The 19,822-nt window shown below is 72.6% G+C and carries 17 protein-coding genes; 10 read left to right on the top strand and 7 right to left on the bottom strand.

The window, feature by feature from the left end:
- Positions 1-125 precede the first annotated feature (125 nt).
- Both ACFWW8_RS07385 and ACFWW8_RS07390 read right to left on the bottom strand, forming a co-directional pair.
- On the bottom strand, positions 126-1,766 hold the full coding sequence (locus ACFWW8_RS07385) for an ABC-F family ATP-binding cassette domain-containing protein (RefSeq protein WP_386524858.1): 1,641 nt from the start codon (positions 1,764-1,766) through the stop codon (positions 126-128).
- 225 nt (positions 1,767-1,991) lie between these two features.
- Complete coding sequence (locus ACFWW8_RS07390) at positions 1,992-2,408, bottom strand: SsgA family sporulation/cell division regulator (RefSeq protein ID WP_386524860.1); 417 nt, start codon at positions 2,406-2,408, stop codon at positions 1,992-1,994.
- Positions 2,409-2,901: 493 nt separating this feature from the next.
- On the opposite strand from ACFWW8_RS07390, the gene ACFWW8_RS07395 reads away from it, so the two are divergent.
- Positions 2,902-3,924: a WD40/YVTN/BNR-like repeat-containing protein gene (locus ACFWW8_RS07395; RefSeq protein WP_386525113.1), complete on the top strand. Its 1,023-nt coding sequence runs from the start codon at positions 2,902-2,904 to the stop codon at positions 3,922-3,924.
- 65 nt (positions 3,925-3,989) lie between these two features.
- On the opposite strand, the gene ACFWW8_RS07400 is transcribed toward ACFWW8_RS07395, so the two are convergent.
- Entirely contained in the window at positions 3,990-4,289 is a 300-nt protein-coding gene (locus tag ACFWW8_RS07400; RefSeq protein WP_386524863.1) for a YciI family protein, read from the bottom strand.
- Between the two features lie 26 nt (positions 4,290-4,315).
- Between ACFWW8_RS07400 and ACFWW8_RS07405 the strand changes: the two genes are divergently transcribed.
- Positions 4,316-4,993 carry an endonuclease V gene (locus tag ACFWW8_RS07405; protein WP_386524865.1) on the top strand — a complete coding sequence of 226 codons (678 nt, stop codon included), beginning with the start codon at positions 4,316-4,318 and terminating at the stop codon, positions 4,991-4,993.
- A gap of 54 nt (positions 4,994-5,047) precedes the next feature.
- Here the strand turns inward: ACFWW8_RS07405 and ACFWW8_RS07410 are convergent, their stop codons facing one another.
- A complete protein-coding gene (locus ACFWW8_RS07410) occupies positions 5,048-6,226 on the bottom strand; it encodes a saccharopine dehydrogenase family protein (RefSeq protein ID WP_386524867.1) in 1,179 nt (392 codons plus the stop codon).
- Positions 6,227-6,665: 439 nt separating this feature from the next.
- On the opposite strand from ACFWW8_RS07410, the gene ACFWW8_RS07415 reads away from it, so the two are divergent.
- The 5 genes from ACFWW8_RS07415 to ACFWW8_RS07435 all read left to right on the top strand — a co-directional run bounded on the left by ACFWW8_RS07415 (position 6,666) and on the right by ACFWW8_RS07435 (position 12,771).
- Complete coding sequence (locus ACFWW8_RS07415; protein WP_386524869.1) at positions 6,666-7,892, top strand: CaiB/BaiF CoA transferase family protein; 1,227 nt, start codon at positions 6,666-6,668, stop codon at positions 7,890-7,892.
- Entirely contained in the window at positions 7,892-8,071 is a 180-nt protein-coding gene (locus ACFWW8_RS07420) for a hypothetical protein (protein WP_386524871.1), read from the top strand. The genes ACFWW8_RS07415 and ACFWW8_RS07420 overlap by 1 nt, the downstream gene beginning before the upstream one ends.
- Positions 8,072-8,082: 11 nt before the next feature.
- On the top strand, positions 8,083-9,225 hold the full coding sequence (locus ACFWW8_RS07425) for an acyl-CoA dehydrogenase family protein (protein WP_386524874.1): 1,143 nt from the start codon (positions 8,083-8,085) through the stop codon (positions 9,223-9,225).
- A 55-nt stretch (positions 9,226-9,280) separates the two neighbouring features.
- Positions 9,281-10,495: an acetyl-CoA C-acetyltransferase gene (locus tag ACFWW8_RS07430; protein WP_386524876.1), complete on the top strand. Its 1,215-nt coding sequence runs from the start codon at positions 9,281-9,283 to the stop codon at positions 10,493-10,495.
- 104 nt (positions 10,496-10,599) lie between these two features.
- Positions 10,600-12,771 carry a 3-hydroxyacyl-CoA dehydrogenase NAD-binding domain-containing protein gene (locus tag ACFWW8_RS07435; RefSeq protein WP_386524879.1) on the top strand — a complete coding sequence of 724 codons (2,172 nt, stop codon included), beginning with the start codon at positions 10,600-10,602 and terminating at the stop codon, positions 12,769-12,771.
- Between the two features lie 129 nt (positions 12,772-12,900).
- Here the strand turns inward: ACFWW8_RS07435 and ACFWW8_RS07440 are convergent, their stop codons facing one another.
- Together ACFWW8_RS07440 and ACFWW8_RS07445 are read right to left on the bottom strand one after the other, a co-directional pair.
- Positions 12,901-13,617 carry a 1,4-alpha-glucan branching protein gene (locus ACFWW8_RS07440; RefSeq protein ID WP_386524883.1) on the bottom strand — a complete coding sequence of 239 codons (717 nt, stop codon included), beginning with the start codon at positions 13,615-13,617 and terminating at the stop codon, positions 12,901-12,903.
- Between the two features lie 59 nt (positions 13,618-13,676).
- Positions 13,677-14,405: a MerR family transcriptional regulator gene (locus tag ACFWW8_RS07445; RefSeq protein ID WP_386524885.1), complete on the bottom strand. Its 729-nt coding sequence runs from the start codon at positions 14,403-14,405 to the stop codon at positions 13,677-13,679.
- Positions 14,406-14,490: 85 nt separating this feature from the next.
- Between ACFWW8_RS07445 and ACFWW8_RS07450 the strand changes: the two genes are divergently transcribed.
- The 3 genes from ACFWW8_RS07450 (at position 14,491) to ACFWW8_RS07460 (ending at position 18,634) form a co-directional block, all read left to right on the top strand.
- Positions 14,491-16,332 carry an AMP-dependent synthetase/ligase gene (locus ACFWW8_RS07450; RefSeq protein WP_386524887.1) on the top strand — a complete coding sequence of 614 codons (1,842 nt, stop codon included), beginning with the start codon at positions 14,491-14,493 and terminating at the stop codon, positions 16,330-16,332.
- Between the two features lie 111 nt (positions 16,333-16,443).
- Positions 16,444-17,601, top strand: coding sequence for a bifunctional aspartate transaminase/aspartate 4-decarboxylase (locus ACFWW8_RS07455; RefSeq protein ID WP_386524890.1), 1,158 nt, complete (start codon positions 16,444-16,446; stop codon positions 17,599-17,601).
- A gap of 532 nt (positions 17,602-18,133) precedes the next feature.
- Positions 18,134-18,634, top strand: a complete 501-nt coding sequence (locus ACFWW8_RS07460) for a DUF4352 domain-containing protein (RefSeq protein ID WP_386524893.1) — start codon at positions 18,134-18,136, stop codon at positions 18,632-18,634.
- 160 nt (positions 18,635-18,794) lie between these two features.
- On the opposite strand, the gene sph is transcribed toward ACFWW8_RS07460, so the two are convergent.
- Positions 18,795-19,784, bottom strand: a complete 990-nt coding sequence (gene sph, locus ACFWW8_RS07465; RefSeq protein ID WP_386524896.1) for a sphingomyelin phosphodiesterase — start codon at positions 19,782-19,784, stop codon at positions 18,795-18,797.
- Positions 19,785-19,822: the final 38 nt, after the last annotated feature.

Consider the following 19,822-nt stretch of genomic DNA (forward strand, 5'->3'; position numbering starts at 1 on the left):
CCGGGCCGTACGGGGTGACCCCGATGCCGGTGGCGAAGCGGCCGGGACGGCGGCGTGTCCGGTCCATGACCACGAGCCGGGGCTGAGGTGCGAGAACAGGGGGGGGGCCGTCGCCCCCCCAGCGGTCATCCGTGCCACAGCTCCTCCCGGACCTCCTCCGCCGTGGTCGCGCGCAGCTCGCCGTCCAGCAGCAGCCACCGGGTGACCCCGATCGACTCCAGGAACGGCACGTCGTGGCTGGCCACGACGAGCGAGCCCTCGTACGAATCCAGCGCGTCCGTCAGCTGCCGCACGCTCGCCAGGTCCAGGTTGTTCGTGGGCTCGTCCAGCATCAGCAGCTGCGGAGCGGGCTCCGCCAGCAGGAGCGCCGCCAGCGCCGCGCGGAAACGCTCGCCGCCCGACAGGGTGCCGGCCGGCCGGTCCGCGCGGGCTCCCCGGAAGAGGAAGTGCGCGAGCCGCGCCCGGATCACGTTGTTCGTGGCGTGCGGGGCGAACCGCGCCACGTTCTCCACCACCGAACGACTGTCGTCCAGCACGTCCAGGCGCTGCGGCAGGAACCGTGTCGACACGTGCGTCACGGCCTCGCCGGAGATCGGCTCCAACTGCCCGGCGATCGTGCGCAGCAGGGTGGTCTTGCCCGAACCGTTGCGTCCCACCAGCGCGATCCGCTCCGGACCGCGCAGCTCCCACTCACCCCGTACGGCTGCCCCGTGGGCCGGCCGCAGGTCGCTCAAGGTCAGCACGCGCCGCCCCGGCGGCACCCGGGTCGCGGGGAGTTCGATCCTGATCTCGTCGTCGTCGCGCACCGCCTCCACCGCCTGGTCCAGGCGCTCCCGCGCCTGGGTCAGCTTCTCGGCGTGCATGATGCGGTGCTTGCCGGCCGACTCCTGCGCCGCCCGCTTCCGGGCGCCCATGACGATCTTCGGCTCGCGCTTGTTCTCGTACATCTTCTGGCCGTACCGCTTGCGCCGCGCCAGTTTGACCTGGGCGTCGGCCAGTTCGCGCTTCTGTCGCTGTACGTCGGCCTCGGCGACGCGGACCATGCGCTCGGCCGACTCCTGCTCGGCGGCGAGCATCTCCTCGTAGTCCGTGAAGTTCCCGCCGTACCAGTGGACTTGCCCGTCACGCAGGTCGGCGATCTGGTCGACCCGCTCCAACAGCTCGCGGTCGTGGCTGACCAGGACCATCACCCCGGTCCACGATTCGACCGCCGCGTAGAGGCGGCCGCGGGCCCGCAGGTCGAGGTTGTTGGTGGGCTCGTCGAGCAGCAGCACGTCGGGCCGGGCGAGCAGCAGGGCGGCCAGCCGCAGCAGGACGCACTCGCCGCCCGAGAGCTCGCCGACCGTGCGGTCCAGGCCGATCCGGGCGAGCCCGAGCCGGTCGAGCGTCGCCACGGCCCGTTCCTCCACGTCCCAGTCGTCGCCGACGGCGGTGAAGTTCGCCTCGGTGGCCTCGCCCGCCTCGATGGCGTGCAGGGCCGTGCGGGCGGTACGGATGCCGAGCGCCTCGTCGACGCGCAGCGCGGTGTCGAGGGTGACGTTCTGCGGGAGGTGGCCGACCGAACCCGCTACGGACACTTCGCCGTCGGAGGGGGTCAGTTCGTCAGCGATGAGCTTCAACAGGGTGGACTTGCCGCAGCCGTTGAGCCCGATCAGGCCGGTGCGGCCGGGGCCGACGGAGAGGTGCAGTCGGTCGAAGACGGGAGTGCCGTCGGGCCAGTCGAAGGAGAGGGAGGAGCAGGTGATGAAGGGAGAGGAATGGCTCATGGAGGCCTCCAGGTTGCGTGAGTGGTGCGTGCAACGCGGGGAGACAGCCGTCGGCGGACGATGGCGGCGAACGCCAGGGCGGGTCGGTGTCTCGAACCTCAGACGAGCAATGTCCTGCTCCGTTTCGGCGGCGATGGGGCGTCTACGAAGCTACGGGCGGCCGGGGGCGGCCGCAAGCGAATTGGCGCGGGGGTGCGGTCGGTGGTCAGCGGGTGTCCCGCAAGCTCAGCAGGTGTCCCGCATCAGCTCGGCCAGGCTGTGGTCCATGTCGAGGTACAGGTGCTCCAGGCCGGGAGGCACCACGGCCGAGGCCCGCTCGAGGAAGCGGTGCAGTTCGGCGGTCACCATCAGGACGATCGCCACCCCCTCGGGCGCGTGGAACTCGATCGTCGTCCGGTCGGCGTCGTACGGGCGCACGCGCACGTCGCCGCTGCCCGACGGGCGGTCCAGCCCGGACTCCAGCAGCTCGCGGGCGAAGGTCCAGGAGATCTCGATGCCCTCCAGCGTGGCCGGGGCGGGGAAGGCCATGCGGACGGCGAACGGATCCGACCGGTCGTAGCAGAGGGTGACGGGCACGGTCTCGACCTTCGGCGCCGTGGCGACCAGACGGGCCTGCACGGCCTGCTCGATGACAGTGATCAAGGCACACTCCCTTGCGGCGGATCTGCTGCCGGGCTGTGGGTGGAACCCGGCAACCCGATAGACGCCGGAATCGGCAATTCCGTGCATGGTGGGTGACGTGACCTGTGTCACCGATTGGCCGGAAGTTTTCTGTGTGATCGCACAGAGTGACCAGGTGGGAGAGGTGGCGGAAGGACGCCGCGGGCCGTCGCGGGCCGCGGAGCGGTCCGAGAAGGGCCGGTTACCGCTCACTCGACAGGCCCAAGCACGGGTCAGGGCCGGGTGCGGGCGCGCGGGAGCGGTGGCGGGGACGCGCCCTGGACGGCGGATCGGGGGTGCGTTAGCTTCCGGCGCCATGAGACTTCTGGGATTAGGGGTGAGCGTGGGAGCCGCGGCACTGCTGGTGGGGGTGCTGGCGGCCCCCGCGCAGGCGGGTGCGGACCGGGCCGGTGGAGAGGTGCTGGGTGCCGAGCTGGCGAGGGCCGCCGCCGCGGGCCGGACCGGGGCCGGGGCCGTGGGAGGCGGGCCGGACGGGTACGGCCGGCCCGGCGTGGGCTGGGCGCTGAAGGAGACCGGCGAGAGCGCGAGGGCATCCCGCTTCCGCGGGCTGGCCGCCGTCAGCCGGACCACCGCCTGGGTGGCCGGTTCCAAGGGACGGGTGCTCCGCACCGTGGACGGCGGCCGCAGCTGGCGGGACGTCTCGCCACCGGGCGCCGTCGCGGAGGGGCTGGAACTCCGCGACGTGGAGGCCTTCGACTCCCGGCGGGCGGTCGCCCTGTCCATCGGCGAGGGCGAGGCCTCCAGGGTGCTGCGCACCGACGACGGCGGCGTCACCTGGTCCGAGACCTTCCGCAACTCCGACCCGCGCGCCTTCTACGACTGCCTGACCTTCTTCGACGCCCGGCACGGCCTGGCGATGAGCGACCCGGTGGACGGCAAGTTCCGCATCCTGTCGACGGACGACGGCGGCCGGAGCTGGCGGGTGCTGCCGGACACGGGCATGCCGCAGGCGCTGCCGGGCGAGGCGGGCTTCGCCGCGAGCGGCCAGTGCCTGGTCGCCGCGGGTTCGCGGGACGTCTGGCTGGCCACCGGCGGCGGGGCGACGGCGCGGGTCCTGCACTCCGCCGACCGCGGCCTGACCTGGAGAGTCGCCGAATCCACCCTCCCCGCCGGCGACCCGGCGCGCGGGGTCTTCGCCCTCGCCTTCCGCGACCGTACGAGGGGACTCGCGGTCGGCGGTGACTACCGCACCGGCGAAGCCTCGCCGCAGGCCGCGGCCCGCTCCGCCGACGGCGGACGCAGCTGGCGACAGGCGTCGACCCCGCCTCCGGCGTACCGGTCGGGAGCGGCCTGGTACCCGTACGGGGCGGGCACCGCCCTGGCGGTGGGGCCGACCGGCACGGACGTCACCGCGGACGGGGGCCGCACCTGGCGGCCGCTGGAGGCGGGGTCGTTCGACACGGTCGCCTGCGCCCCCGACGGCGGCTGCTGGGCGGCGGGCGAGAAGGGCCGGGTGGGCCGCCTGGAGCGGGGGTGAGGGGCGGGGGCCGGTAACCCGGGCGGGTCCGATCGGGCGGGGTCCGGCGGCGGACCCCGCCCCCCCTACACCGCCGGGTGCTCGCGGACCGTCGACAGGTCCGCCGAGGTCTTCGTCGCGATGAACTCCGTGATGCGGTACGCGCAGACGCCCGCCACGGTGAAGGGGTCCTCGGCGGCGATCTTCTCGATCTCCCCGCGGGAGACACCGCCCGCCAGGATGACACCCCCGTCGCGCGGGACCTTGCGGCCCGACGCGAGGAAGATCCCGGCGGCGTAGTAGCCGTCCAGCCAGGCGATGTGGGCGTCCATCTCGTCCTCGACGGCTTCGATGGGCGCGGTGTAGGTGAGCTCCATGACGAACATGATCGCCAGGCTACTCTCGCACCATCATGACGAGTGTGAAGACCCCCGCCGACGAGGCCGAGGCCCGGGCGATACAGGACGAACTACGCCATCAGGTCGTGCTCACCGAGCCCGGCCCACCGCCCGGGCTCGGACTGGTCGCCGGCGTGGACGTCGCCTACGACGACGCCCGGGACCTGGTCGCCGCCGCGGCCGTGGTGCTCGACGCCGCCACCCTGGAGGTGGTCGAGGAGACCACCGCCGTCGGGCGGGTCAGCTTCCCGTACGTGCCCGGGCTGCTGGCCTTCCGCGAGCTGCCGACCGTACTGGCCGCCCTGGACGCGCTCACCACCGCGCCGGGCCTCGTCGTCTGCGACGGCTACGGGCTGGCCCACCCCCGCGGCTTCGGCCTGGCCTGTCACCTCGGGGTGGTGACCGGGCTCCCGTCCATCGGGGTCGCGAAGAACCCGTTCACCTTCACGTACGGGGAACCGGGCGCCCGGCGGGGCGACGCGGCCGCGCTGCTCGCGGCCGACGGCGCGGAGGTCGGGCGGGCACTGCGGACCCAGGACGGGATCAAGCCCGTCTACGTATCCGTCGGGCACCGGGTCTCGCTGGACAACGCCTGCGCGCACGCCCTGGCGCTCAGCCCCCGCTTCCGGATCCCGGAGACCACCCGGCACGCCGATTCCCTGTGCCGCCGGGCGCTGAAGGAAGCCGGCTGAGGCCGGCCTGTCGGCCGGGCGGCCCGCCCGGGCTGCCCGGCCGGCCCCCCGCCCTCAGCGGGCGTCCGCCACCCGGAAGGTGATTCCGGCCTTCTGGAGGCGGGGGATGAGCGCGTCGCCCATCGCCACCGCCGTCGTCAGCTGACCGGCGGCGTCCGGGAGGGCGTCGTACGCCAGGCAGAGCGCGGACTCCGCCAGCATCTTCGCGGTCTCCCCGTACCCCGGGTCGCCGCCCGAGACCTCGGTGAACACGCGCCGCCCGCCCCCCTCGCCCACGAACCGCACCGTGAACCAGCTGCGCGCCCGCCGCTCCGCGTCCGGTCCGCGGCCCGGCTCCCAGCGGTTCATCAGCCAGCGCCGGGCGGGCGCGACCTGGGCGAGAGCCACCGTCGCGCCGATCGCCGCCGTACCGCCCACGGCGACGGGAAGGTGCTTGACGGAGGCGTAGTGCCGGTAGCGGAAGTCCGGTCCGTACCGTTCCAGCGCGGCGGCCGAGCGGGCCACGATCGCGGGGTCCAGCGTGGGCAGCGGGAGCGCCCAGGTGCCGGTCTCCCTGCTGTACCGGGGTGTCCCGGCCGGTCCGCGGGCCCGGCGCTCGAACCGCCGCGGCTCGTGCAGCCGGCGGGCGCGCGCGGCCGCGAGGGTCTGCGGGCCGCGGCTCAGCGCGGTGAGCGCCGAGGTGAGGGTGCCGCCGGAGAAGAGGGCGTTGGACCGGACGAACCCGTCGACGTGCAGCGGTACGCCCTCGGGAAGCTGTCCGACGGTGAAGTAGGCCCCCAGGTCGGCCGGGATCGAGTCGAAGCCGCAGGCGTGGACGAGCCGGGCACCGGTCTCACGGGCCCGAGCGTCGTGCTCGACGTACATCCGGTCCACGAACTCCGGCTCGCCGGTGAGGTCCACGTAGTCGGTCCCGGACTCGGCGCAGGCGGCGACGAGTTCGGCTCCGTACCAGATGTACGGGCCCACGGTCGTGGCCAGGACCCTTGTGGAGGCGGCCAGTTCGCGCAGGGCGTCGGTGTCGCTCGCGTCCGCGGCGATGAGCGGAAGGTTCGCGCACGCCGGGTCGATCGCGGTGAGCCGCTCGCGCAGCAGCTCCAGTTTCGCCGTGTTCCGGCCGGCGAGGGCCCAGCGGCAGCCCGCGGGGGCGTGCGCGGCGAGGTACTCGGCGGTGAGCGCCCCCACGAAGCCCGTGGCGCCGTAGAGCACCACGTCGTACGTTCGTTCCTGGTCCATCCCGCGCACTCCTTCGTCCGGCACCGCGTCCTCTGGCTGCTGTCGCCCGCCGAGGCTAGCGTGCCCGTACGGGCGGCCGTGAGGGCGGTTCCGGGCGGGCGGGCGGGCGGTCGAACGGCCGTGCCCCGGGGACGGTCACGTTCAGGGCGGCCGCGGTCACGCCGGAAGGAACGTCGGTCCGGCCGGAGATCCGGACGCCGAACGGGCCGGCCCCGGGCGCCTGGGGCACCTGTACCCAGCCGCACGTGGCTTGATCGGGGAGGTGGGGCATCCGGTTCTCGGGCTCGGCCCGGTCCACCACCCCTGTCCACCCCGATCGGGGCAGACTGCTAAGCGCTTGCTCGCCCAAGGGCTTGTGCAGAGCGCGGCGCGTTCCTAGCATCACTGGTGTTACATCAGTTGTGTCACACAGTCGCAGACCAGAAACGCTGGGGGCCCGATGGCAGTGACAGGGAACGGCCCGCTCTCCGGGGTGCGCGTCGTCGAACTGGCGGGCATCGGTCCGGGCCCGTTCGCCGCCATGCTCCTCGCCGACCTGGGGGCGGACGTCGTACGGGTGGACCGGCCGGGCGGCGGCGGGCTGGCGGTCAACCCCGCGTACGACGTCACCAACCGCAACAAGCGTTCCGTCCTGCTCGACCTCAAGTCGGCCGGGGGCCCGGACCGCGTCCTGGACCTCGTCGAGCGGGCCGACGTGCTCGTCGAGGGGTTCCGCCCGGGGGTCGCCGAGCGGCTCGGCGTCGGCCCGGCCCAGTGCCACGCGCGCAACCCGGCGCTGGTGTACGGCCGGATGACCGGCTGGGGCCAGGACGGCCCGCTGGCCCACACCGCCGGGCACGACATCGCGTACATCGCCGTGACGGGGGCGCTGGGCATGATCGGCGATCCGGACGCGCCCCCGGCCGTTCCCGCCAACCTGGTCGGGGACTACGCGGGCGGCTCGCTCTACCTGGTCATCGGTGTCCTCGCCGCCCTCCAGCACGCGCGTGCCACCGGAACCGGCCAGGTGGTCGACGCGGCCATCGTGGACGGCGCCGCCCACCTCACCGCGATGATCCACGGCATGATGGCGGCCGGCGGCTGGCAGGACCGGCGCGGGGCGAACCTCCTCGACGGCGGCTGCCCCTTCTACGGCACCTACGAGACCTCCGACGGGCAGTACATGGCGGTCGGCGCCCTGGAGCAGCAGTTCTACGACACGTTCACCGAGCTGCTCGGCATCGCGGACCGGGCCCCCGCCCGCAAGGACCTCGCCCGGTGGGGCGAGCTGCGCGAGGCCGTCGCCGAGCGCTTCCGGACCCGTACGCGCGCCGAGTGGACGGCGGTCTTCGAGGGGACCGACGCCTGCGTCGCGCCCGTGCTCTCGCTGCGCGAGGCGCCGGACCACCCGCACCTCGCCGCCCGCGGCACCTTCACCGACTTCGGAGGGATCGTCCAGCCCGCACCGGCGCCGCGGTTCTCGGCGACCCCCGGCGCCGTGACGAGCGGCCCGGCCCTGCCGGGCGCGCACACCGCCTCGGTGGCCGCCGACTGGGGCGTGCCGGCCCTGCTGGAGTCGGAGGCCGCAGGGCGGGAATCCGCAGGGCGGGAATCCGCAGAGCAGAAATCCGCAGGGCAGTCCGCAGGGCGGGCGTCCGCGGCGCGGCAACCCGGGGAGGAGGGCTGATGGAGCTGTCCGTGATGCTCGACGACGCGGGCGCTCCGCGCCGCGCCGCCGACGGGGCGGCGGCCCTGGAGCCGGCACGCGCCGAGGCCTTCCGCGAGGCGGGCGTCACCCCGCTCAACGTCATGCCGGCCGGCCCCGAGCCGGCCCGGCTGATCGAAACCGTCAGGAACTGGCTTTAAGGAGCCGATCCATGCAGCGCCAGATCTTCGACGCCGACCACGAGGCGTTCCGCGAGACCGTCCGCACCTTCCTCGCCAAGGAGGTGCTGCCGCACTACGAGCAGTGGGAGAAGGACGGCATCGTCAGCCGGGAGGCGTGGCGCGCCGCCGGCCGCCAGGGCCTGCTGGGCCTGGCCGTCCCGGAGGAGTACGGGGGCGGCGGCAACCCCGACTTCCGGTACGCGGCCGTGATCGCCGAGGAGTTCACCCGGGCGGGCGCCCCCGGACTCGCCATCGGGCTGCACAACGACATCATCGGCCCGTACCTGACCTCGCTGGCCACCGAGGAGCAGAAGCGCCGCTGGCTGCCCGGCTTCTGTTCCGGCGAGACCATCACGGCCATCGCGATGACCGAGCCGGGCGCCGGCTCCGACCTCCAGGCGATCCGTACGACCGCCGAGGACCGCGGAGACCACTGGGTGCTGAACGGTTCGAAGACCTTCATCTCCAACGGCATCCTCGCCGACCTGGTCGTCGTGGTCGCGAAGACCACCCCCGAGGGCGGGGCGCACGGCCTGTCGCTGCTCGTCGTCGAGCGCGGCGCGGAGGGCTTCGAGCGCGGCCGCAACCTCGACAAGATCGGGCAGAAGGCCCAGGACACCGCCGAGTTGTTCTTCCACGACGTGCGCGTGCCCAAGGAGAACCTGCTCGGCGAGCTGAACGGCGCCTTCGTCCACCTGATGACCAACCTCGCGCAGGAGCGGATGGGCATCGCGATGGCGGCCATCGCCGCCTCCGAGCACCTGCTGGAGATCACCACGCGGTACGTGAAGGAGCGCGAGGCCTTCGGGCGTCCGCTGGCCAAGCTCCAGCACATCCGGTTCGAGATCGCGGAGATGGCCACCGAGTGCGCCGTCACCCGTACCTTCCTCGACCGGTGCATCGCCGACCACACCGCGGGCGAACTCGACCACGTCCACGCCTCGATGGCCAAGTGGTGGGCGACCGAGCTCCAGAAGCGGGTCGCCGACCGCTGCCTGCAACTCCACGGCGGATACGGCTACATGAGCGAATACCGGGTGGCGCGCGCCTTCGTCGACGGCCGCATCCAGACCATCTACGGCGGTACGACCGAGATCATGAAGGAGATCATCGGCCGTTCCCTCCTCGGCTGACCCGACCCCGCCGGCTTCCCCGGCCTCCACCAGCATCCTGCGAAAGGCTTGACCAGTGAGCACCGAAGCTTACGTATACGACGCGATCCGCACCCCGCGCGGGCGCGGCAAGGCCAACGGCGCCCTCCACGGCACCAAGCCGATCGACCTGGTCGTCGGCCTCATCCACGCCCTGCGCGAGCGCAACCCCGGACTGGACCCCGCCGCCATCGACGACATCGTGCTCGGCGTGGTCGGCCCGGTCGGCGACCAGGGCTCCGACATCGCCCGGATCGCGGCCATCGCGGCCGGGCTCCCGGACACCGTCGCGGGCGTCCAGGAGAACCGCTTCTGCGCCTCCGGCCTGGAAGCCGTCAACATGGCCGCCGCCAAGGTCCGCTCCGGCTGGGAGGACCTGGTCCTCGCCGGTGGCGTGGAGTCGATGTCCAGGGTGCCGATGGCCTCCGACGGCGGTGCCTGGTTCGCCGACCCGATGACGAACTGGGACACCGGCTTCGTGCCCCAGGGCATCGGCGCGGACCTGATCGCCACCATCGAGGGCTTCTCCCGGCGCGACGTCGACGAGTACGCGGCCCTCTCCCAGGAGCGCGCCGCCGCGGCGGTCAAGGACGGCCGGTTCGCCGGGTCCGTCGTCCCGGTCACCGACCGCAACGGCCTGGTCGTCCTGGACCACGACGAGTTCATCCGCCCCGGCACCACCGCGGACACCCTGGCCCGGCTGAAGCCGTCCTTCGCGGACATCGGCGACCTCGGCGGATTCGACGCCGTCGCCCTGCAGAAGTACCACTGGGTGGAGAAGATCGACCACGTCCACCACGCGGGCAACTCATCCGGCATCGTCGACGGTGCCTCGCTCGTCGCCATCGGCTCCCGCGAGGCGGGGGAGCGGGGCGGCCTGCGGCCGCGCGCCCGGATCGTCTCGGCGGCGGTCTCCGGCTCCGAGCCGACCATCATGCTCACCGGCCCCGCCCCGGCCACCCGCAAGGCCCTGGCGAAGGCCGGCCTGACCATCGACGACATCGACCTGATCGAGATCAACGAGGCGTTCGCGGGCGTCGTGCTCCGCTTCGTCAAGGACATGGGCGTCTCGCTGGACAAGGTCAACGTCAACGGCGGCGCCATCGCGCTGGGCCACCCGCTCGGCGCCACCGGCGCGATGATCCTCGGCACCGTCATCGACGAGCTGGAGCGCCAGGACAAGCGCTACGGCCTCGTCACCCTCTGCGTCGGCGGCGGCATGGGCGTCGCCACCATCGTCGAACGCCTGTAGCCGTGCGGCGCGGCGAACGCGCCGATCCCGCGTAGCGCCCGGGCCGACTCCCGGCCCCTTCTGCCCCGGCCCCGCCGAACGAGACTCCACGGAGAGACCCACCCATGACCGAGACCCGAACCATCCGCTGGGAACAGGACGAGACCGGTGTCGTCACCCTGATCCTCGACGACCCCGACCAGTCCGCCAACACGATGAACCAGGCCTTCAAGGACTCCATCGCCGCGATCGCCGACCGCGCGGAGGCCGAGAAGGACTCCATCCGCGGCCTCATCTACACCTCGGCCAAGAAGACCTTCTTCGCGGGCGGCGACCTCAAGGACATGGTCCGGCTGGGACCCGAGCACGCGCAGCTCGCCTTCGACACCGGTACCGCGATCAAGGCCTCGCTGCGCCGCATCGAGACCCTCGGCAAGCCCGTGGTCGCCGCCATCAACGGCGCGGCCCTGGGCGGCGGTTACGAGATCGCCCTGGCCTCCCACCACCGCGTCGCCCTCGACGCGCCCGGCTCCAAGATCGGCCTGCCGGAGGTCACCCTCGGACTCCTGCCGGCCGGCGGCGGTGTCACCCGCACGGTGCGGCTCATGGGCATCGCCGACGCGCTGCTGAAGGTCCTGCTGCAGGGCACCCAGTACAACCCGCAGCGCGCCCTGGAGAACGGCCTGGTCCACGAACTGGCCGCCACGCGCGAGGAGATGCTCGACAAGGCCCGGGCCTTCATCGACGCGAACCCCGAGTCGAAGCAGCCGTGGGACGTGCCCGGCTACCGGATCCCGGGTGGCACGCCGTCCAGCCCGCGGTTCGCCGCGAACCTGCCGGCCTTCCCGGCCAACCTGAAGAAGCAGCTGAACGGAGCCCCGTACCCGGCCCCGCGCAACATCCTGGCCTGCGCCGTCGAGGGCTCACAGGTGGACTTCGAGACCGCGCTGACCATCGAGGCCCGCTACTTCACCGAGCTGGTCACCGGCCAGACCGCCAAGAACATGATCCAGGCGTTCTTCTTCGACCTCCAGGCCGTCAACGCCGGCCGCAGCCGCCCCCAGGGCGTCGAGCCGCGCACGGTCCGCAAGGTCGCCGTCCTCGGCGCGGGCATGATGGGCGCGGGCATCGCGTACTCCTGCGCCCGGGCCGGCATCGAGGTCGTCCTCAAGGACGTCACCGCCGAGGCGGCCGCCAAGGGCAGGGCGTACTCCGAGAAGCTGCTCGACAAGGCCGTCTCGCGCGGCCGTACGACCGAGGCGCAGCGCGCCGAGCTGCTCGGCCGGATCACCGCGACCGCAGACACCGCCGACCTGGCGGGCTGCGACGCCGTCATCGAGGCGGTCTTCGAGGACACCGCCCTCAAGCACAAGGTGTTCCAGGAGATCCAGGACGTCATCGCGCCCGACGCGCTGCTGTGCTCCAACACCTCCACCCTGCCGATCTCCGGCCTCGCGGAGGGCGTGAAGCGGCCGGCGGACTTCATCGGGCTGCACTTCTTCTCGCCCGTGGACAAGATGCCGCTGGTCGAGATCATCAAGGGGGAGCAGACCGGCGACGAGGCCATCGCCCGCGCCTTCGACCTGGTCCGCCAGATCAACAAGACGCCGATCGTGGTCAACGACTCGCGCGGCTTCTTCACCTCGCGCGTCATCGGCCAGTTCATCAACGAGGGCGTGGCGATGGTCGGAGAGGGCATCGAGCCCGCCTCCGTCGAGCAGGCCGCGGCTCAGGCCGGCTACCCGGCCAAGGTGCTCTCCCTGATGGACGAGCTGACGCTCACCCTGCCGCGAAAGATCCGCAACGAGACCCGCAAGGCCTTCGAGGCCGAGGGTCGCACCTGGGCCGAGCACCCGGCGGACACCGTCATCGACCGGATGGTCGACGAGTTCGGCCGGCCCGGCCGCAGCGGTGGGGGCGGCTTCTACGCGTACGACGAGGCGGGCAAGCGCGCCGGCATCTGGCCGGGCCTGCGCGAGCACTTCACCAAGCCCGGGTACGAGATCCCCTTCGAGGACATGAAGGAGCGGATGCTCTTCTCGGAAGCCCTCGACTCGGTCCGCTGCCTCGACGAGGGCGTGCTGACCTCGGTCGCCGACGCCAACATCGGCTCCATCATGGGCATCGGCTTCCCGGCCTGGACGGGCGGCGTGCTCCAGTACGTCAACGGCTACGAGGGCGGCCTGGCGGGCTTCGTGGCCCGTGCCCGCGAGCTGGAGGCGGCGTACGGCGAGCGGTTCGCCCCGCCCGCCTCGCTGGTGGCGAAGGCTGAGCGGGGAGAGACGTACGCGGACTGAGGTGTACGCGGACCAAGGCGGGGGCCGGGACGTACGCGGACCAAGGCGTACGCGGGCCGAGTACACAGGTCCCGGGCCCGCGCGGGCCCGGGACCACGGCCGGTCACCGGCCGCCCGCGCGGCAGCCGGTCAGCGGCCGCCTTCGCCCCCGTCGGGGCCGTCCGCGTCCCGCAGCACGGCGACGGCCCCGCGCAGCTCGGCGCCGTCCGGGGCGGTCCACCGGGCCAGCACCTGCCTGAGCAGCCCGTCCCCGGCGGCGGGCCCGGGGCGAAGCACCCGGGTCAGGCTCAGAGTCAGGGGAGCGGCGTCGGGGCGCCCGGCCGCGCCGACCGCGAGGACGCTGGCGTCGGCGGTGTCGGTCACGCTCCCGGGCCGCCAGGTCAGGCCCGCCGGTACGCCCGGCCCCTCGGGGCGCGCCCGGACCGTCGGGTCGGGGACGTCGCTCTCCCGCTGGGCCTGGGCCGCCGTCTCGCCGGCCAGCAGGGCGAGCAACTGCGCGACCAGTGCCGGGTCGTGGGCTCCGTCGTAGATCCAGCGCGTCCCCAGGACGCCGTGCTCGCTGGTACCGATCAGGCCCGCCTCGGCGCCCGCCAGCGGGGCGCCCCGGTAGGTGAGCGGCACCTGGTAGGAGACCGGCGTCGCACCGGATCCGTCGGTGACGGCCATGAACTCGATGCCGACCTCGCCCGCGGGGTCGTCGAGCCGGAACCCTCCCGCCGTGGTGAGATCCGCCGCCGTGAGCTCCGCCGGGCCCCCGGTTCCCCGGTACCAGGGACGCAACGGGAGCCAGGCGGCGAGGAGTTCGTGCTTGGTCGGGGTTATGGTGGTGCGGTGGATGACAGCCATGACGGTGAATCTACCCGGACCCACCGGCCCGGGCGGGCGGCCCCCGCCGTACGGACCGGTCAGTCCTCGCCCGAGACGAACGCCGCCCGCAGCTCCTCCCGCAGGGACCGCTGAAAGGCCGTGACCAGGGCCTGCACCACCATCGGCTGCATGTGCGCCGACAGCGCCTTCATCGACTCCACCCGCTCGGGGTCGCTCTCGCCCTCGGTGAACGGCCCCCACACCTCGTCGCGGAACAGCGCCGTCAACTCGTGCGCCGCCGACCGGGTGTGGTCCACCAGTACCCGCCGGGCCGCCAGGATCGTCTCGTGCGCGATCGGCGCGTCGAGCAGCGCCACCCCCAGCCGCAGCAGCCCCACGTCCACCCGGAACCCGTCCCCCGAGGCGGCGAGCACGTTCATCGCCGTCAGCCTCCGCAGATCGGCGTCCGACAGGCTGCGTCCGGCCCGCTTCTCCAGCTCCGCCCGCGAGGCCTCCCGGGCCGCGTCGGGTGCCCAACTCGCCACCATGGCCCGGTGAATGGCCAGGTCGTGCGCGCTCAGGTCGTCGGGCAGGGCGTCGAGGTACCGCTCGATGGCCGACAGGGTCATGCCCTGGTGCTGCAACTCCTCGATCAGCGCGAGCCGCGAGAGGTGCTCCGGCCCGTAGTGGCCGACCCGACGAGGGCCGATCACGGGAGGGGGCAAAAGGCCGCGGGTGCTGTAGAACCGTACGGTGCGGACGGTGACGCCCGCCCGGGCTGCCAGCTCGTCCACGGTGAGCATCGGCTCGGGTGCCTGGTCGGCCATCGTCTGCGCCTCGCTCTCTGCTCCACAGCTTGGGTTCAACAGTATTGCTGTCGCACCAACGATGTGAAACGGCCAGGAGCTGCCCATGACCACGAACCTGCGACTGCCCGGACGACCCGAAGAGATCACCGTTCCCGCCCTGCTCGCCCGCAACGCCGCCGCGCACGGGGCGCTCCCCGCCCTCTCGTGGCGCACGGGCCCCGACGCCGCCGGGTGGACGACCCTGACCTGGTCCGAGGCCCGCCTCAAGGTGGCCGTCCTCGCCGCCGGATACGCCGCCCTCGGAGTCGGGCGCGGAGAGCACGTCCTGCTGATGATGGGCAACCGCCCCGAGCACTGGCTCAGCGACCTCGCCCTCGTCCACCTCGGCGCCGTCCCCGTCACCGTGTACGGGACCTCCGCGCCCGAGCAGATCGCCCACATCGCCCGCCACAGCGGGGCCAGGGTCGCCGTCGTGGAGGGCGCCCGCGAGCTCGTCCGGTGGGAGCCGCTGCTGTCCGACCCCGACGTGCCCCTGGAGCGGCTGGTGGTGGCCGAGGCCGCCGAGGCCGGTCCGCACGGCACGTACGCCTCCCTGTACGCGGGCGGGGTCAGGCTGCACCGCGCCGACGCCTTCGACAAGGCCTGGCGGGAGACGCGCCCCGAGGACCCGCTGACCGTCGTCTACACCTCCGGGACCACCGGCGACCCCAAGGGCGTCCGGCTGACCCACCGCAACCTGATGCTCCAGGCGATCCGCCTCGACCGGCACGTGGACCTGCCCGAGCACGCCGAGCACATCTGCTACCTGCCCTTCGCGCACATCGCCGAGCGGGTCCTCGGCATCTACCTGCCGCTGCTGCGGGCCGCGCACGTACGGCTGTGCGCCGACCCCACCGCCGTGGCCGGCGCGGTCCGCGAGCTGCGGCCGGTGCAGTTCTTCGGTGTGCCCCGGGTGTGGGAGAAGCTGGCCGCCTCCGTACGGGCCGTGCTCGCCCGGCTCCCCGAGGACCAGCGGGCGGCCATCGAGGCCGCGAACGACCTGGCCCGCGCCCGCGCCGCGCACCGGGAGCGCGGCGAACGGGTGCCGGCCGCGCTCGAAGCCTCGTACGCGGCGGCGAAGGAGCGGGTGCTGGACCCGCTGCTGGGCCTGGCGGGGATGGACCGGCTCGTCTGGACGGCCAGCGCGACGGCGCCGATGCCCATCGACGTGGTCCGCTTCTGGGCGGGCTGGGGCATCACGATCATGGACGCCTGGGGGCTGACCGAAACCTCCGGCGTGTGCACGGTCAACAGCCCGGACGCGTTCCGCCTCGGGTCGGTGGGCCGGCCGATCGAGGGAGTGGAGCTGCGGCTCGCCGCGGACGGGGAGATCCTCACCCGCGGCGCGACCGTCTTCGGGGGCTACCTGCGGCCCGACGGCTCGCTGGAGGACGCGGCCGACGCGGACGGCTGGTTCCCGACGGGGGACATCGGCCGGCTCGACGAGGACGGGTTCCTCTGGCTGACCGACCGCAAGAAGGAACTGATCATCACCTCGAACGGCAAGAACGTCTCGCCGGCGCTGGTGGAGAACACCGTCAAGGAGCACCCGCTGATCGGGCAGGCCCTGGTCCACGGCGACGGCCGCTCCTACCTCGTCGCCCTGCTGGTCCTGGACCCGGACCTGGCTCCGGCCTGGGCCGCGGCCCAGGGCATCGAGGCGGCCTCCCCCGCGGACCTGGCCGCGCACCCGGCCGTACGGGAGGAGGTCGGCCGTGCGGTGGCCGCGGCCAACGCCCGGCTCAACCGGACCGAGCAGATCAAGCGCTACCACCTGCTGACGGGGGAGTGGGGACCCGAGAGCGGTGAGCTCACCCCCTCGCTCAAGCTCCGCCGTCGGGTGATCCGCGAGAAGTACGGCGCGCTGATCGACGGGCTGTACGAGGACCCCGCCCCGGCGGCCTGACCCGAACGGCCCTGGTCCGGTGGGCGGTCGCCCGCCCGCCGGACCAGGGTGGTGGAATGTCGACACACATCGCCACCCACCCGCCCGCCGGGTCAGGCCGGGTGACGGCCGGTGGGCGTGCTGCGTGACAATCCGGAACTCGCCCTCTTCCTCTGCCTGGCCGTCGGGTACCTCGTCGGCAAGCTGCGCGTCGGACCCATCACGCTCGGCGGCATCTGCGGCACGCTGATCGTCTCCCTGCTGGTCGGGGCCTGGGCGCACGTCGAGATCGACAAGGACGCGTACGTCCACGAACTCACGGACGCGATCACCGGCGACAACTACCCGGTGCCCGACCGGATGCTGGTCCACGCGGAGCAGGTCGTCCGCGGCTACGTCGGCGACGAGATGTTCGACAAGCGGCCGCCGGCCGGCGATCTCTCGCTGTTCGCGACGGAGGGCGGCACCGCCGCCATGTGCTACATCGTCGACTCCCTGATGAAGAACGGCGTCCTCCACAAGGGCGACAAGATCGCCCTGATGACCCCGGTGTTCACCCCGTACATCGAGATCCCCGAGCTCGACACCTTCGAGTTCGAGGTGGTCAACGTCTCCGCGAGCCTCTTCGCCGAGACCGGCGTACGGCAGTGGCGCTACCCGGAGGAGGAGATCGCCAAGCTCGCCGACCCGTCCGTGAAGCTGGTCTGCCTGGTGAACCCGAGCAACCCGCCGTCGCTGGCGCTCAGCGAGCGGATGGCCCACCAGATGAAGGACATCGTCGCCACCGGCAACCCGAACCTGCTGATCGTCACCGACGACGTGTACGGCACCTTCGTGCCGGGCTTCCGCTCGATCGCGATCGACCTGCCCCGCAACACCCTGCTGGTGTACTCGTACTCCAAGCACTACGGCTGCACCGGCTGGCGCCTGGGCGTCATCGGTCTGCACGACGACAACGTCGTCGACGAGATGATCGCGGGCTTCCCGCAGGACCAGAAGGACCGCCTGGCCAAGCGGTACGGGACGCTGACCCTGGAGCCGGAGAAAATCCGCTTCATCGACCGGATGGTCCTGGAGAAGAACTACGAGCCGGTCGACCCGCTCTTCCGGCTCGCCGAGCAGACCTCGGTGGTGCTGCTCAACGGCGGCGGCTTCGACGGCCCGCAGTGGTCCGTCCGCGTCTCCCTGGCCAACCTCGACGACCTGGACTACCTGAAGATCGGCCACCACCTCCGGCGGATCTTCAACGACTACGCGGCGGAGTGGGAACGCGCAAAGGCCTCCGTCTGATCGGCCGAAGCCTCGGACGACACCCGCCCTCTCCGACCACGACCCGCTGAGCGGCCGCTGACCACACGCCCGACAGGGCCGCGTCCGGCCCGGCGGGGGGTTCGCCGGGCCGGACGCATGGGGATCAGAGCGCCCTGACACCACGACGTCCCGACCTGGTCCGAGGGTCAGGGGTGGGCTGCTAAACGGGTGGGTGTCGGTGGCGGGATGGGCAGCGGCAGGCCCGGGTTCGGCGGCGTCTTCAGCGAACCGCCGGCGTGCTTGCCCATCTCCATCCTCGCCGTACTCGGTCCATACACGCCGAGCGGCAGGGACAGGGTGACGCGGACCGCGGCGTTCGTGAGGGGTGGTTGGGCCTTCGATTGTCACGGTTTGGCCACTGTCGCACGCTGCGTAGGGCCCGGCCCGTAGCTTTACGCGATCACACCGGAACACGCAGTGAGGCCCCGCCATGTCGCAGCAGCCCCCGTACGGTCAGCAGCCCCAGCCCGGCTACGGGTACCCGCCCCAGGCCGCGCCGAAGAAGTCGTCTGTGGGGAAGATCGTCGGGTTCGGATGCCTCGGTGTCCTAGGCCTGTTCATCCTGCTCGGCATCGTCGTGGCAGTGGTAGGCGGTGACGCCGGCGACACCACGTCGAAGCCGCCGGTCGCGTCGCAGCCCGCGGGCGGGGAGTCCGCGCCGGCGTCGAAGGTCCCGGAGAAGAAGGTCGCGGTGGCAGTCGTAGCGAAGAAGGCGGCGTTCAAGAAGAGCATCATCGCGCAGGGCGGCGCGTACACCACCGTGTCGGTGACCGTCACGAACAACAGCTCGAAGCCAATCAACGTGAACCCGTTGTACTTCGCGATCACTGACGCCAACGGCGCGAAATACGCTGCCGAGTTGGGCGCTGACGAGAACCAGATTGCGACGGTGGAGCTCGCGCCTGGCGAGAACGTCACCGGGGCGGTCACCGGGAAGGGCACGTTCACGGCGAAGTCGGTGACGTACACCGACGGGCTGATCGGGGACAGCGTCCGCGCCGACGTGTCCTGACCCCGTACGCCGGTGCGCCCCGCCCCCTGCTGCCGGAGGGCGGGGCGCAGCAGTGTTCAGACCGCGATCACACCGGCCCCGGTCCACAAGGCGCCGCAGCCGGCGCAGCGCGCGCACGCGGCCGCGCCGCCGTCGGACGGGAGGGGACGGCGCGCAGTCGTCAGCGGCCGATGACCGGGTAGTGGTCGCTGAGGTTGGTGTACGTGTAGTTCGTGCCCCAGCTGGAGACGGTCCACGGCGCGGACTGCTCCTTGAGCACGGTGTTCTCCCAGCCCGCCGGGCGCGCGTTGCCCTTGCGGTACAGGACGTAGTCCAGGTCCTCGCGCGGGTCCGTCGGGTAGCGGTAGGACGCGACCGAGTTCAGCGCGGTGTCGAAGGAGTACGGGTGCCCGGTGCGGCTGTCGGTGTCGGCCAGGTCGGCGTTGGCGAGCATGGCCGCGTACTCGGGGGTGCGCGAGTCGACGTTCAGGTCACCGGCGACGATGACCTGCTCGCTCGCCGGGATGTTCTTCCCGTCGAGGAACGCGTCGATCGACCGGAACTGGCGGGCGCGCATCTCCGCCGCCTCGCCCGCGCCACAGCCGGGGTCGGTGGACTGCGCGTGGGTGCCGACCACGTGCACCCTGGCGCCGTTGACGTTCAGAACGACGTAGGCGAAGCCCTTGTTCGACCACCAGTCGGCGCCGCAGGCGTCCTTGTAGACCACCTGCTCCTTGCGCACGATGGGCCACTTGCTCAGGACCGTGACGCCACCGTCCTCCGGCGTGGTGGAGGAGTACGCGCCCCCGGTGGCGTCCCAGCCGCTCTTGCTGCGGCCGACGACCGGGGTCTGGTACGGGTAGCGCGCGGCCGAGTTGGCCTTGACGGCGTCCGAGGCGGCGTTGTCGAAGGCCTCCTGGAGGACGACGACGTCGTGGCCCTGGTAGAAGGCCGCCTTGGGGATCTCCGCAGCCCGGTGGTCCTGGCCCCAGTTCGGGTAGAGGCTCTTGCTCATCAGGAACACGTTGTACGACAGGACGCTGAGCCGCGGGGCGGCGGCGCTCTCCGCGGCCGAGGCGGCCGGCGCGGTGGTGGCGGCCAGCGCGCCGGCGGCTATCGCCGCGACGGCCGCGGCGGCGGCCCGGTGGCGGCGGTGGGAGGTGAGCAGCATGAGGTCTCCATCATTCCTGCTGGGGAAGATCGGCTCCG

Origin of the sequence: Streptomyces sp. NPDC058701, assembly GCF_042715295.1 — a bacterium.
In the GTDB taxonomy this organism is placed as follows: Bacteria; Actinomycetota; Actinomycetes; order Streptomycetales; family Streptomycetaceae; genus Streptomyces.